The sequence below is a fragment of the Vibrio sp. V23_P3S9T160 genome, assembly GCF_963886625.1.
Lineage (GTDB): Bacteria > Pseudomonadota > Gammaproteobacteria > Enterobacterales > Vibrionaceae > Vibrio > Vibrio anguillarum.
In genome coordinates, this window is sequence record NZ_CAWPDB010000109.1 from 26,174 (window position 1) to 40,910 (window position 14,737).

The 14,737-nt window shown below is 45.3% G+C and carries 10 protein-coding genes; 6 read left to right on the forward strand and 4 right to left on the reverse strand.

Annotation, left to right across the window (positions count from 1 at the left end; translation table 11 throughout):
- The first annotated feature begins 70 nt into the window (after positions 1–70).
- Both AACU59_RS06710 and AACU59_RS06715 read left to right on the forward strand, forming a co-directional pair.
- Entirely contained in the window at positions 71–1,669 is a 1,599-nt protein-coding gene (locus AACU59_RS06710; protein WP_094145832.1) for an ExeA family protein, read from the forward strand.
- Positions 1,669–2,436 carry a general secretion pathway protein GspB gene (locus AACU59_RS06715; RefSeq protein WP_094145831.1) on the forward strand — a complete coding sequence of 256 codons (768 nt, stop codon included), beginning with the start codon at positions 1,669–1,671 and terminating at the stop codon, positions 2,434–2,436. The genes AACU59_RS06710 and AACU59_RS06715 overlap by 1 nt, the downstream gene beginning before the upstream one ends.
- A gap of 62 nt (positions 2,437–2,498) precedes the next feature.
- Here AACU59_RS06715 and AACU59_RS06720 read toward each other — a convergent pair whose 3' ends face one another.
- From AACU59_RS06720 to AACU59_RS06730, 3 genes are all read right to left on the reverse strand, one after another.
- Positions 2,499–3,107, reverse strand: coding sequence for a TIGR04211 family SH3 domain-containing protein (locus AACU59_RS06720; RefSeq protein WP_094145830.1), 609 nt, complete (start codon positions 3,105–3,107; stop codon positions 2,499–2,501).
- Between the two features lie 158 nt (positions 3,108–3,265).
- On the reverse strand, positions 3,266–4,525 hold the full coding sequence (locus tag AACU59_RS06725) for an inorganic phosphate transporter (protein ID WP_026027278.1): 1,260 nt from the start codon (positions 4,523–4,525) through the stop codon (positions 3,266–3,268).
- Positions 4,526–4,669: 144 nt separating this feature from the next.
- Complete coding sequence (locus tag AACU59_RS06730; protein WP_013856047.1) at positions 4,670–5,350, reverse strand: TIGR00153 family protein; 681 nt, start codon at positions 5,348–5,350, stop codon at positions 4,670–4,672.
- A 204-nt stretch (positions 5,351–5,554) separates the two neighbouring features.
- On the opposite strand from AACU59_RS06730, the gene AACU59_RS06735 reads away from it, so the two are divergent.
- The 4 genes from AACU59_RS06735 to hldE all read left to right on the forward strand — a co-directional run bounded on the left by AACU59_RS06735 (position 5,555) and on the right by hldE (position 13,183).
- Positions 5,555–7,078, forward strand: a complete 1,524-nt coding sequence (locus tag AACU59_RS06735) for a CYTH and CHAD domain-containing protein (RefSeq protein ID WP_026027277.1) — start codon at positions 5,555–5,557, stop codon at positions 7,076–7,078.
- 381 nt (positions 7,079–7,459) lie between these two features.
- The gene (locus tag AACU59_RS06740) at positions 7,460–8,716 is read left to right on the forward strand and encodes a methyl-accepting chemotaxis protein (RefSeq protein ID WP_013856051.1); all 1,257 of its coding nucleotides are present in this window, start codon (positions 7,460–7,462) and stop codon (positions 8,714–8,716) included.
- Positions 8,717–8,842: 126 nt separating this feature from the next.
- The gene (gene glnE, locus AACU59_RS06745; protein ID WP_094145168.1) at positions 8,843–11,689 is read left to right on the forward strand and encodes a bifunctional [glutamate--ammonia ligase]-adenylyl-L-tyrosine phosphorylase/[glutamate--ammonia-ligase] adenylyltransferase; all 2,847 of its coding nucleotides are present in this window, start codon (positions 8,843–8,845) and stop codon (positions 11,687–11,689) included.
- Between the two features lie 63 nt (positions 11,690–11,752).
- Complete coding sequence (gene hldE, locus AACU59_RS06750; RefSeq protein WP_013856054.1) at positions 11,753–13,183, forward strand: bifunctional D-glycero-beta-D-manno-heptose-7-phosphate kinase/D-glycero-beta-D-manno-heptose 1-phosphate adenylyltransferase HldE; 1,431 nt, start codon at positions 11,753–11,755, stop codon at positions 13,181–13,183.
- Between the two features lie 85 nt (positions 13,184–13,268).
- Here hldE and tolC read toward each other — a convergent pair whose 3' ends face one another.
- Positions 13,269–14,576, reverse strand: coding sequence for an outer membrane channel protein TolC (gene tolC / locus AACU59_RS06755; RefSeq protein WP_017046499.1), 1,308 nt, complete (start codon positions 14,574–14,576; stop codon positions 13,269–13,271).
- Positions 14,577–14,737 lie beyond the last annotated feature (161 nt).

A 14,737-nucleotide genomic window follows, 5' to 3' on the forward strand; every position in this document is an offset into this window, starting at 1 on the left:
CTGAAACGCCATTGGCGATTGATGTTAGTAATGGTACTTTTCATCACAGTGAAATGATAGAGACGAGAGAATGTATAAGGAATTTTTTGGATTTACCGAGCCGCCATTTTCAATTGTACCGAGCTCTCGTTACCTATTTTTGAGCCATCGTCATCGTGAAGCGATGCAACATTTACAAGCAGGGCTGGGTGATGGTGGTGGTTTTGCGCTATTAACTGGCGAAGTGGGGACTGGCAAAACAACCATCGCAAGAGCGATGCTTGCGGCACTCGATGATAGTACTCAGGCGGGGTTTATTTTAAATCCAACTTTTTCGAACATCGAGTTGCTTGAAGCGATTTGTGATGAGTTTGCGCTGTCTTACCCATCTTCAGGGAGTTTAAAGGCGCTTAGCCAAGTAATTTATCATCATTTACTGCATAACCACGCGCAAGGGAAACAGACGCTATTAGTGATAGATGAGGCGCAGCATCTGGCCGCCGATGTACTGGAACAGTTGCGACTACTGACTAACCTTGAAACGGAGAGCCGTAAGTTACTTAAGGTTTTATTGATTGGTCAGCCTGAGTTACAACAAAAATTGCAATTACCTCAATTACGCCAACTTGCGCAACGTATTACCGGTCGTTATCACTTGCTGCCTCTCAATGTTCAAGAGACAGAGCAGTACATCCACTTTCGTTTAGCGTTAGCCGGCGGTCACAAGGATTGGTTTGATCAGAAAAGTATCAAATGGATAGCGGAACAGACCCACGGTATTCCGCGTTTAATTAACTTAGTATGCGATGCGAGTTTCAAGTTAGCCTATCAGCAGGGCGTGAAAGTGCTCTCATTTGAATTAGTGCGTACCGCGGGTCAAGAGGTCATGAATTTTCAGTCTTCGGTCTATCAGTCGCCTCATGCTCGCCTCGTACCGTCTTCAATATCGTATCGCTCTCCTCTCATTGCGGGCTTAGTGTTAGCTGTGTTCATTGCGTGGTTTAGCCCGCCATGGATTGATCGCATGATGCGCTTTGCGTTGCCTTCCCCTGAATTACCTAAACCGATCACTCAAGTGGTGATCAGTGCTCAATTGGAACAAGATCTAGAACGCTCGAAGGCATTGGAAGCGGCCATTAGCGATCTTTATAAAGTGTGGGGTTACAGCGCATCTTTGGCCGATAGTTTTTGTGATGCTCAAGCACAAGGACGCTTTCAATGTCAGCGTATGCAGGGTGATTTCAACCAATTAAAGCAGTTAAATTTGCCAGTGGTGCTCACTTTAGCTGCGGAGCAAACACAAGCTTATGCGGTGCTGTACCAGATCAATGCTGAGCAGGTGCAATTGTTAATGGCAGGAAAGCATGTGCAAATTAACCAAAGTCAGCTCAATGACGTATGGACAGGAGAATATCACTACATTTGGCAGCACGATTTACTTCGAACGTTGAAACAGGGCATGCAAGGAGATGATGTTGAACTGCTTGACCAAAAATTGTCTCAGTTACTTGGAGAGCAAGCCACAGGGCATCAACAATTTGATGGTGAGGTAAAGCGCAAAGTAGCGTTTTTCCAGCGCTGGCAGAAAATGGACAGCGATGGTATTGCTGGGGCTCGCACTATAAGTCGGCTTGAGCTATTGACTCAACACAACGCACCTCGTCTTCTTATTACTAAGGAGCAAGGATAATGTCGCAAGTGCTTAAAGCATTAGAGCAATCAGAGCTGAGCCACCAGAGCAAAAGCTTGCCTCACTCTTCTCATGTAGCAGTGTTTAATCAATCCTTGCCATCTTCATGGTGCTCGAAATCATCACTTACCGCGTTGTTTGCTCCATCGCTGCTTTGTTGCGGTTATCTTGTTTATCATTCATACCAAGCTCGAATCGATGAGCTAGAACAATTGAAGCACAATGCGCCACAAGTTGTGCAACAAGAGGGGGCTTACCAAGTTCTGGAATACCCTGACTTTGGTGAGTTACAAACCAATACACCACGAGTGAAAACACTTACCGAGACAAGCTCTACGCCGCCATTTACTCCTTTACATGGTACCCAGTTGACGACTCGTGAGCCGCGAGATAAAAACGCAGATCAGGAGTTTGGCCTTAATGATCTCGACTTAAGTCAATTATCCCCGGAATTGGTACAACGAGTTGAGTTGGCGATTCAAGGCAAAGATCAAGTCGTACTGGTAGGAGACACATCAAAAGGTCATCTTCTGCTCACAGAACATCTTGATACCTTTTCAGGACGTATCCCAGCGCTGAATTTCCAGACTCACGTTTATTCAAGTCGCACAGATAAACGATGGGTAAAAATTAATGGCGTAGAGCGAAAGGTAGGCGATGATGTGGTGAATGGCGTGCAATTAGTCGAGATCAATCCGCAATCAACCTTGATACGTTTCGATGGTGAATTGATTGAAATCCCAGCTCTTTATGATTGGAAAGGATAAAAAAACGGTCACCTTTCTCTGGTGACCGTTTTTCAAGTGATAGATCCAGTCAGTTAGGGAGACTATGCCCAACCAGAAGGGTGTTTCTTACGGCGTGGGATAATGTGTGGCAAAATTAGTCCAAGTAACAGACCAATACCCGCTACGCCGCCCCCGTAAGTAAAGTATTTAAGCAGTAGATCCTCTTTCTGAGTATCCAGCTTAGCGCGTAGTTCGCGAATTTCAGTTTGTGAATCAGTGAGCTGCTTGCTGATATCACTGTAGTTTTGTTCTAACTCTGAAATTTGTTGATTGCGAGCCTCTAATGAATTGGCCAATCCGGCTTTTTCACTGTCTGCATTTTGCTTTGCATTGGCCAATTTACTTTTCACTTCGGCCAGCTCACTCTCCAATTTCGGCAAACGCATCGCCATGCTTTCTTGGCGAGTGACAAAACGGCTTTCAACCCAACCCGTGCGGCCTTTCTCATCGGCAATCTGGCTATAACCAGTATCGTTATTAACATCAAGCAGCTTTACTTTGTCTCCTGCATCGATGCTACCGAGAATGCGAAATTGGTTACTTGGACCTGAATGCATATAAGTAAAGAGTTTGTCCGCAATATAGCGGTCTTGCGCAAACGTTGGCGCAGCCAACATGGTCAGTAAAACCATGCAGATCAGTTTTTTCACGATAAGTCCTTTAGCTATCAAATGAGGTATTAAAATGCTTTCGACAAATATTAAGAAGTTTCGTTGATTGGTGCAACAAAGAAGGGAGGCTAAGCCTCCCTTTCTGTGCGTTTGAGTCAATTAATGACATTGCACTTACAATCTATTGACTTATTGTATTAGCCAAATATTGCTTGCAGGGCATAGAAGAAAATGACCGCAAGTAAAGCGCCTGCTGGCAAGGTAACAATCCATGAAGCAACGATATTACGCACCACACCTAGATTCAATGCCGCAATTCCACGAGCAAAACCAACCCCTAATACCGCACCAACAAGTGTTTGTGTGGTTGAGATTGGAAGGCCAGTACCTGATGCCAATACGACCGTTGACGCTGTTGCCAACTGAGCGGCAAAGCCACGGCTTGGCGTCAGTTCAGTGATACCCGTACCGACCGTCGCCATCACTTTGTGACCAAGGGTAGCTAGGCCAACCACAATACCAAAACCACCCAGCGGCAAAATCCACCAAGCAATTGAGCTTTTAGCACTGACAGCACCCAAGCTTTCAACAGTTGAAACCACCGCAGACAGAGGACCAATCGCGTTCGCTACATCATTTGAACCATGCGCAAAAGCCATTGCGCACGCAGTGATCACCATCAATACGCTAAAGATGCTCTCAACACCGGAAAACCCATGGTCTTCTTCGCGGTTAGCAAATTTTCTCTTGATATAGTAGTAACCACCGACCATAACAAGGCCTGATAACGCCGCAGAACATAACCATGCTTCACCGGTACTCAAGTGTAAGCCTATATGTTTAAGGCCTTTTTTGATGGTAACCAGTGCGATCACCATAGTGGTGATGAACATATAAATAGGAACAAAGCGTTTGGCATTCATCAGTGGATTTTCAGTATCGAAAATCAATCGTTGAGCACTGACGAAGATTAAGTAGGCGAACAAACCAGAAATGACTGGGGTGACAATCCAACTGCCTACGATGCCTTTTACTGAGGCCCAATCAACCGCTTCTGGGCCGACAGATATGCAGGCAAATCCGATAATGGCGCCGATGATAGAGTGAGTCGTTGATACAGGCCAACCCATGTATGAAGCCAGCAATAGCCATGTTCCGGCGGCGAGAAGCGCAGACATCATGCCATAAACAAGAACGTCGGGTTGGTGAGCGAAAAGTGCGGGTTCGATGACGCTGTTACGAATGGTTTCGGTTACTTCACCACCCGCTAAATATGCACCAGCGAATTCAAAAATCATCGCAATGATAATAGCTTGTTTTACGGTTAGCGCTTTTGAGCCTACTGAAGTTCCCATTGCATTAGCAACATCATTTGCACCAATACCAATCGCCATCATGAAGCCAAAAGCGGCTGCAACAAGAATCAGGACAGTGCCGTAGTTCGCAAGGATATCCATCGTAATACCTAGTCTTTTGATAACAAGCGGAGCATAACTGGACTCATTTTCTTGAAGCGAGTCAAAACCATCAGCGGAGAAAATAATCAACGCCTAAGCTGATGGATCAAGTTTTGCTCTTCGTTATTTGGTTAACTTACTGATTTAAGAGCGAGAAAGCATTAGTTCAAGACGAGCGCCAACGCGCTGAGCTTGATCGGCAATGCCGCCCACCCATTCTAGAATTTTGTACAAGAACATTACATCGATCGGATTCATTTTCGACTCAATAGCCATTAATTGTTGGCGGAGTCGAACCTGCATCGCATCGGTGTCATCTTCAATCACATCCAGTTGATTGATCATTTCCGCCACCAGTGTGACTTCACGACCTTTAAATCCTGTTTCCAATAACTCATCGAGCTCATTGATCACTTTTTGCGCTTGATTTGCTGCATCAAGGCAGCGTTTTACGTAGGCAATGAAGTTTTCTTGAAGAGGCTCAGGGATGATCAATTGACGACCGTAGACACGGCCTGCAATATCTTTTGCAAGGTTGGCTAGTTTATCTTGCTGAGTTAACAGCTCTAGCATGTCAGTACGATCGACAGGCATAAATAAACCGCGTGGTAGTTTAAGACGAATTTCACGCTTGAGTACGTCCGCTTCTTTCTCTAAATGAGAAATTTGGGCTCGAATTTCACCTGCTTTCTCCCAGTCACCCTTTGAACAAACTTCAAAGAAATTGACTAAGTGAGAGCAACATTCATTCACACACACAACGTGGCGCTGCAAAGGCTTTATAGGGGACTTTGCAAATAACCCCATAATTGTATTTACTGGCATGGTCGTTCAACCTAAAAAATATAACCTTAAAATAACATATACCATTCATGGCGAAATGTTGAGCGATGGCTATAAAGGCGCGCATGTTAACCCATTAAATCTCTCATTAAAACTGTTTTAGATCATCATTCCGGTGATATTTGTTACTTGCCCCACTGTGCATTAGGCCATATTCTTTCGCTATCTGCTTTGAAAGGGTTAGTTATGGAAACCGAGATAGAACTGAAGTTTTTTGTTTCACCAGAATTTTCGGAAATTTTGCGCTACAAGATCTCTGAAATCAAAGTACTTCAGCACAGTTGTCGAGCGTTAGGGAACACTTACTTCGATACACCTGACAACTGGTTGCGTCAACACGACACAGGGCTTCGTATTCGTCGCTTTGATGATGTGTATGTTCAAACTGTTAAAACGGCGGGTCGAGTCGTTGCAGGGTTGCACCAAAGACCAGAATACAATGCTGAGCACAACAGCAATGAACCGAACTTGACGCTTCATCCGGAAGATATCTGGCCACAAGGTAAAGATATTACGACCTTACAATCTGAACTGATGCCTCTATTTTCGACCAACTTCACACGCGAGCAGTGGTTGATTGGCATGGCCGATGGCAGCCAAGTTGAAGTGGCTTTCGATCAAGGCTTTGTCGTTGCAGGTGAAAAACAAGAACCTATCTGCGAAGTGGAGCTGGAGTTGAAATCGGGGCAAACGGATGCTTTGTTTACGTTAGCTCGCCAGTTTTGTGAGCACGGTGGTATGCGTCTGGGTAACTTGAGTAAAGCGGCGCGAGGCTATCGTCTTGCGTCTGGTTATCAAGGTGATGAAGTTCACGCCTTAACCTTGGTCAATACAATCAGTACTGACAGCGTGGAAGAGTGTTTTATTCACTCGCTAGAGCATGCATTATCCCATTGGCATCACCATGAACAGATCTACACCGAGCGCGATTCAATTCCGGCGTTACATGAGATAAGCCACGCCACCAGTTTTTTACGCCAGATCTTGAGCATTTATGGCGGCATTGTGCCACGTCGCGCCAGCGCTATTTTACGTCAGGAATTAAAATGGTTGGAGCAAGAGTTATCGTGGTTAAAAACTCATGACTACCTAACAAATCTGCTTGAAGATAAAGGCCACGCACTGCGTAAACTGGACGCTCGTAAATTTATCATCGCCGAGTTAAAAGAGCAGCAAGAGGCACTACCTAATCGGGAAGAAAATTTAAAGCTGCTCAGTTCGGCGCGGTATACTGGGTTACTGCTTGATCTCAGTCGTTGGATTTTGAGCCGTGGATGGCAACCCTTCTTGGACGATAAAGCCAGAGAAAAAATGGCGCGTAACGTCGGTTCGTTTTCGGTGAAGCAGTTGGATCGCACATGGGCCGAGTTAATGGAAGCTTTTCCTCCTAAAGTTGAGCTAAGCCCTCAAGAGTATATTGATCAGCAGTATCGTTTAATGCGTAATCTCTACACTGGCATCGGTTTTGCGAGCCTTTATGATATTGAAGAACGCAAAAACTTCCGTCTCCCTTGGGCTGATTTACTGCAAGGAATAGATGATTTATTAATGCTCAAGCCGCTAGAGAATTTGATCGACAAGTTGCAAGAAGACGAACAAGAACAACTCAAGCGATGGCTGATTCGCCAACAAAACTCCATTGTTCATGCGATGGAGCAGACGCGACAAATTGGCATTGAAGCCGAGCCTTATTGGCGTAAAAGTCGCTAATCAACATGGCTCACAGCCAAAATGAAAAAGAGATACTGCGGTGTCTCTTTTTTATATCTCTGCTCATTTAGTTTCATTAATTGCAATTAATTTGTGGATGAGATCAAATCTCCAACAGGTTGCACAACGAAACGACTACAGTTCAAAAAATCAGGGTCGATAGAAACCTAACAGGTATCATGATTGACAGGGATGAACAACAAGCCTGAGATCACAAATAATGCCATGAGTGAGTGGATCAGCAACAATAAACACATTGGATTTGTCTCATCTTTGATATCATCTTTTTTCATACGAAGCTCAAAATAAATAGCTTTTTTAGTTTTTGAGTTTGCTTACTTACCGAAATTTCAACATATAAGACATAGTGGAGAACTGACAATGGCAACAATGGCATTTAAGCCATGGGAACGTTTGATTACCGATATTCGTCTCGTTCCTAAAATGGTTATGCTGATGGTGTTTAGTACAGTATTGATCATCGCAAAGCAGCTTTGGGATGCTCGTACTTTTTACGAATCACTGCTTGCAGCAACTCAGAATACCGAAATCGCTCAGCAACACTATGATGCTTATTTGACTCAAGTAGTATGGCAAACGGCATTCATGATCATCGTTTTTGTTGTGCTTTTACTCGCCGCAGCCAAAGTCATGCTGCGCCAAACACAATATTTAAGTGATTCAATTAAGTTGATGGCAAGTCGTGATCTTTCCACACCGATTAATATGGAATGTAAAGATGAGTACGGCGACGTTGCGCGAGAGCTTGAGAAAACCCGCCGCCAGTTGCAAGACGTCATTAAGATGCAAGTGGATGCCTCACAAGAGCTTTCGTCACTTACTGAAGTCATGACCATCAGCATGTCAGAAACCAAAGATTCGGCTCAAGAAGAGTTTAACGAAATTGACCAATTGGCCACCGCCATGAGTGAAATGACATCCACGGTGCAAACGGTCGCAGAGCATGCACAAAATGCATCAGCACTAACCGAGCAAGCGTCAGGTCAAGCAGAAACTGGTCAGCGTTTTGTTAAAGGCACCATCACTAAGATGAGTGAGCTATCGAAGGATATCGCGGCATCAGCGCAAGCCGTCAACCAAGTTGAAGAACGAGTTGTTGCGATTGGCAGTGTTGTTGGAACCATCCAAAGTATTTCCGAGCAAACCAACCTACTCGCGCTCAATGCTGCCATTGAAGCAGCTCGGGCTGGTGAAGCTGGGCGTGGTTTTGCGGTGGTGGCCGATGAAGTGCGTAACTTAGCGCAGCGCACCCAAAAAGCGACGATTGAGATCCAAGAGATGATTTCTCAATTACAAAATAGTGCCAATTCAGCTGTTGATTTAATGGAAAAAAGTGTAGTTGAAGCGGCTGAAGGAGTTGAGCTGGTTACGAATGCGGGCACTGAATTAGATGGTATTGTGAATCAAGTGCAACGGATCAATGACATGAATATCCAAATCGCAACGGCCGCTGGGCAGCAAACTAGCGTGGCTCAGGAAATGGACCAAAATCTAACCAATGTGAGGGAGCTTGTTGAAGCCTCAGTAACAGTGGTTGGTGAGTTGCTTGAAACATCAGAGATCATGCAAAGCAACGCTGAAGAGTTAGATCGGAAAATCACGATGTTCAAAGTCTAACTCTGTAGAAATTCGATCCTTCAATCAACGCCCACAATTCTTGTTGTTGGGCGTTTTTTATTGATATAAGTTTGCTATAAATAGCCTTCTAGCGACTGCATTGGTCTCAATTCACAAGGATGTCTCATGTTACTGCCTTCATCACTTCACGCTTTTGCGCACACAACCTATCAACATTTGCTAGAGCAACAACCGAGCATTGCACAGTGGTCCGAGCCATTGAAAAAACAGCTGTTGTATGTGGTCGGGATGAGCCAGTTTATCAATGAAGCATTATTGCGAGATGAATGGTTGTGTATGCAATTACCGGAAATGTTGGCGGGAGAGTCAAGGCTAGAGCATTACCGAGACGATCTCGCTATACAGCTAGAAGAGTGCAAAGATGAAATGTCAGGGCATCGTATTTTGCGTCAGTTTCGTAACCGGGAAATGGTATACATCGCTTGGCGAGATTTCACCGCCAGTTGGACGTTAGAAGAGAGCCTTGCACATCTTTCAGCACTGGCGGAAGCACTCATTTTTGAGACTTACCAGTGGCAGTACGCTGTTTGCTGCTTCGAGTGGGGAACGCCAACTAACGACCAAGGTGAAGCACAACCTATGCTGATCATCGGTATGGGCAAATTAGGTGGCGGTGAGTTGAACTTCTCGTCGGATATCGACCTCATTTTTACTTATCCTGAAAACGGTGAAACACAAGGCGCTCGCCGCAGCATCGCGAATGCGCAATTTTTTACCCGTTTAGGCCAGCGAATCATTAAAGCGTTGGATCAACATACCTTTGACGGTTTTTGCTACCGAGTTGATATGCGTTTGCGTCCTTTTGGTGAAAGTGGCCCACTGGTGATGAGCTATGCGGCACTCGAAGATTATTACCAAGAGCAAGGTCGTGATTGGGAGCGTTATGCGATGATCAAAGCTCGAGTAATGGGGCGGGAAATGTATCCGCAGTATCAAGAGCTGCGTCAAATGCTGCGACCATTTGTGTTCCGCCGCTACATCGATTTTAGCGCCATTCAATCTCTGCGCCGTATGAAATCGATGATCAGCAGCGAAGTGAGACGTAGAGGGCTGCATAACAACATCAAATTAGGCGCAGGCGGGATCCGCGAAATTGAATTCATCGCACAAGTATTTCAGTTAATTCGTGGTGGACGAGAACCCAGTTTACGTCAGCGTGGACTATTAGAAACACTGGTTGCAATAGAAGAACTTGCCCTGCTCAAACCGCAAGAAGTGGCCGATTTACGACAAGCTTATCTGTTTTTACGCCGCCTTGAGAACCTATTGCAAGCGATGGCCGATAAGCAGACGCAAACCTTGCCAGACAATGAACTGGATCAACTTCGCTTAGCTGTTGCTATGCAATGCACTGACTGGGTAACGCTGCTTCACGAAACGCATCAACACATGACCAAAGTACATCAAGTATTTGCAACTCTGATTGGCGATGATGAAGAAGAAGATGACCACTGCGTTGCTAAACATTTTCACGAGCTGTGGGATATGGCGCACAAGCCAGATGTGCTTGAAACGATTTTTCAACAAGAGCTTACCTGTGATGATCCTGCCGGCATGGCGCATGTATTGATCCAATTTAAAGAGGATTTGGCGAAAAAAACGCTGGGCCCACGCGGACGAGATGTATTAAACCGGTTGATGCCAAAACTGTTCCAAGCGATTTTCATTCACCCAGATGCGCAGTTTGGTTTACCTCGTGTGCTGCATTTGATGTACAAAATTGTGACTCGAACCACTTACCTTGAGCTGCTAGATGAACACCCTGCGGCATTGACGCAGCTGGTGCGTTTATGTACCGCAAGCCCGATGATTTCGGAACAGCTTAGTCGTTACCCCATTTTACTCGATGAACTTATCGACCCGCAGCATCTCTATAATCCAATCGAGTTGTCTGCTTATAAAACTGAACTGCGTGATTTTCTTGCTCGTATTCCCGAAGAGGATATGGAGCAGCAAATGGAAGGATTGCGCCAATTTAAGCAGATCTGCATTTTGCGTATTGCTGCTGCTGATATTGCCGGTGCGTTGCCTGTGATGAAAGTGAGCGATCACTTAACCTACCTTGCTGAAGCCATCGTTGAAGCTGTGATCAACCAAGCTTGGCAGCAAGTCAGTGCAAAATACGGCCAACCCACTCATTTAAAAGAGAGGGATGGTAAAGGGTTTGCAGTCGTTGGCTATGGCAAAGTGGGGGGCTGGGAGTTGGGTTACAATTCCGATCTTGATATCGTGTTTCTCCATGACTGCCCGGTGGATTGTTACACCGATGGCGCAAAAGAGATTGATGGCCGTCAGTTTTATTTGCGCTTAGCCCAGCGCGTGATCCACATTTTTGCTACTCGTACCGCTTCTGGTATTTTGTATGAAGTTGATACTCGTTTGCGCCCGTCTGGAGCGTCCGGTTTATTAGTTAGCCCCGCTGAAGCGTTTGATGAATACCAGCGCAATGAAGCGTGGACGTGGGAACACCAAGCCTTAGTTCGAGCTCGAATGATTTATGGTGATGAGCCACTGCAACAGGCTTTCCATCGCACCCGCCATGAGATTTTGTCATTGGCAAGAGATGAAACCAAGCTCAAGCAGGATGTAGTCGCGATGCGGATAAAAATGCGCGATCATTTGGGGGGAAAGAAAAGTGGCCGTTTTATGCTTAAACAAGATGCTGGTGGCATCACTGATATTGAGTTTTTAGCTCAATATCTAGTGCTGCGTTTTAGCCATGAAAAGCCAAAATTGACGTTTTGGTCAGACAACGTACGCATTTTTGAGTCACTGCTGAACCAAGGCGTTATGGAGGAAGAACAAGCGCTGGCTCTCACCGATGCCTATACCTCAATGCGCAATCAGATCCATCATCGAAACTTGCTTAACTTGGATGCGGATGTTGACGAAAGTAAGTTTGTTGACCTGCGAAAACGAGTCACAAACGCTTGGCAGCAGTGGCTAGGTTGAGTGTTTTAGAGACTCAATGAGCTGTGTTACACTCAGCGCAATAACAAAAATTGGAGATCCACAATGAAACCAATCCTACCTGACTACAATGATGCAGGTGTATTGATTATTGGCGATGTGATGCTTGATCGCTACTGGTATGGTCCAACCGGTCGCATCTCACCAGAAGCCCCCGTTCCTGTAGTAAAGGTCGAGAATAGCGAAGAACGTCCAGGCGGTGCGGCAAACGTTGCAATGAACATTGCTTCGCTGGGCGGTCATGCGCACATTGTTGGTTTAACTGGCGTGGATGAGCCAGCGAAGGTTCTGACTGAAACGTTAACAGCGTTGAAAGTGAGTTGTGATTTTGTTGCTCTGCCAAATTATCCAACCATTACAAAATTACGCGTGCTAAGCCGAGGCCAGCAGCTGATCCGTTTGGATTTCGAAGATAAGTTTGAGAACACCGATCCAGAACTGATTTTATCTCGCATGGAGCTGGCGTTACCGAAAGTGAAAGCGGTGATCTTGTCCGATTACGCTAAAGGTGCATTAGAGCATGTGCAGCAATTGATCCAAAAAGCACGTGCAGCCAACGTTCCCGTTTTTATCGATCCTAAAGGAGCCGATTTCGAACGTTATCGTGGCGCAACATTGCTCACACCTAACATGTCTGAATTTGAACAGGTCGTAGGCAAAGTAAAAACAGAGCAAGAGCTAGTAGAAAAAGGCTTTGCCTTGATTGAACAGTTTGATCTTGGCGCGCTGTTGGTGACTCGCAGCGAACATGGCATGACACTATTACAACGCAATCAGAAGCCATTCCATTTACCAACATTAGCCAAAGAAGTGTATGACGTAACGGGCGCGGGAGATACGGTGATTTCAGTGCTGGCGGCATCAGTTGCGGCAGGTAAACCACTTGATGAAGCGTGTGCATTAGCCAATGCGGCGGCGGGTGTTGTGGTTGGGAAATTGGGCACTTCAACCGTTTCAACCATTGAACTAGCGGAAGCGGTTCACGGTAGCAAAGATACTGATTATGGTGTCATCAGTGAACAAGCCTTAATTGATGCGGTAAAAGTAGCTCAAGCTCAGGGCGAAAAGGTGGTGATGACCAATGGTTGCTTTGATATTTTGCATGCAGGACATGTTTCTTATCTTAACCACGCAGCCAAATTGGGCGATCGCCTGATTGTTGCCGTTAACACGGATGAGTCGGTTAAGCGTTTAAAAGGCCCAGGTCGCCCAGTCAATACTACGGATCGCCGTATGGCGGTACTGGCTGCATTGGGCGCTGTCGATTGGGTGGTTCCTTTTTCTGAAGATACGCCACAGCGTTTGATAGCGGCTGTACTACCTAACTTACTGGTGAAAGGTGGTGACTATAAACCTGAAGATATCGCCGGTGGTGAAGAAGTGATTGCGGCGGGTGGAGAAGTCAAAGTGTTGAACTTTGAAGATGGTTGCTCAACCACAGAAATTATTGAAGCGATTAAAGGCGGCAGAGGCTAACATCGCGCCGCATCCTTTGGCTGATTGTATCAAATGAGCCAATCGCTACAAAAAAGCCGCTGAAAATTCAGCGGCTTTTACTTTTTTAGCTGTCTGCTTTTAAGCCAGCGTTGATATCTAAAATATCTTGCTCGCTCAATGTGCCTACCGCTTGACGCAATTGCAGTACGCTCAGTACATAGTCATAACGTGCGTTAGAGAGATTTTTATTCGCATCGTAGAGACGGCGCGTTGAATCAAGCACATCAACAATAGTTCGCGTACCGACATCAAACCCTGCTTCGGTCGCTTCCAGTGCTGATTTCGCTGAAATAACTGACTGCTCATAAGCACGTAAAGCGCCAATAGAGGCATTGATGTTGTTGTTAAATGCGCGTACATCTTTCACAACGCTGCGATACGTTTTTTCTAAATCTTGGCTTGCAGCAACGTACGCAAATTCAGCTTGTTTGGTTTGCGAAGTGGTTTTTCCGCCAGTGTACAATGGCACCGCAAGGTTAATACCGACATTAAAATCGTTATAATCGCCTTTAGAGCCGCTGTTATTATTACTTTCATCGCCGTACTTGTAGCCGCCATCAAGAGTCAGTGAGGGTAAGTGCCCTGAACTTGCTAATGAAATATTATCTTTCGCGACATCTTGAGCAATACGAGCGGTCAGCAAAGAGAGATTTTTCTGTTGGGCTTCTTCAAGCAGAGCATCAATCGGCTGTGTTGTTTTGCTGGCTGAAAAGCGATTCGTATCCAACACACTTAAATCAGAATGTTCTTGGCCGGTAATTTCACGCAAGGTTTCATAACTATTAGTGAGGCTATTTTTTGCCAAAACTTCATCAGCAAGCACGCCATCGTATTGCGCTTGTGCGTCATGCACGTCAGTAATTGCAGAAAGACCGACTTCAAAACGTTGTTTCGTTTGCTCTAATTGACGAGCCACTGCCGCTTTTTCTGCACGGACAAATGCCAAGTTATCTTTGGCGCGAAGCACTTCAAAATAGGCTTGTGCAACGCGTAAAATCAGACCTTGCTGGGTGGCCGCATAGGCAGAATCCGCTTTGCGTGCATTCTTTTCTGCCGTGTCTAAAGAAACCCAACTTGAACGTTGATAAAGCTGCTGAGAGAAACTGATGCCTGCTGTGAGCTTATCACTTTCGCGTGCATCAATATCACTGCGGTTGATATTGTAACCAGCGGTCAGGTTGATTTGTGGTAACAGATCGCCACGGCTAGATGTTACCGCTTCAAATGCAGCATCACGTTGAGCTGCAGAGCTCAGTAACTGAGGATCATTTTCTTTGGCTTGATTATAGATTTCAGTAAGAGTATCCGCCCATACTGAAGAACTCAGGCTGCCTAATGCTGCGCTGATGAATAGTGGAAGCAGTTTTTTCATTGGTCCTATTCCCTGCCTTAATATGTAAGAAGGTTACTTTTAAGGAGTTTAACTTAAATTGGTGGTAATTCACTCGAAACTTTGCACTTTTTTACACATAACTGTCCATCTGTGCAATAAAAATCGATGCTCGTTTAAAAATAAATATAAAATTTATATAA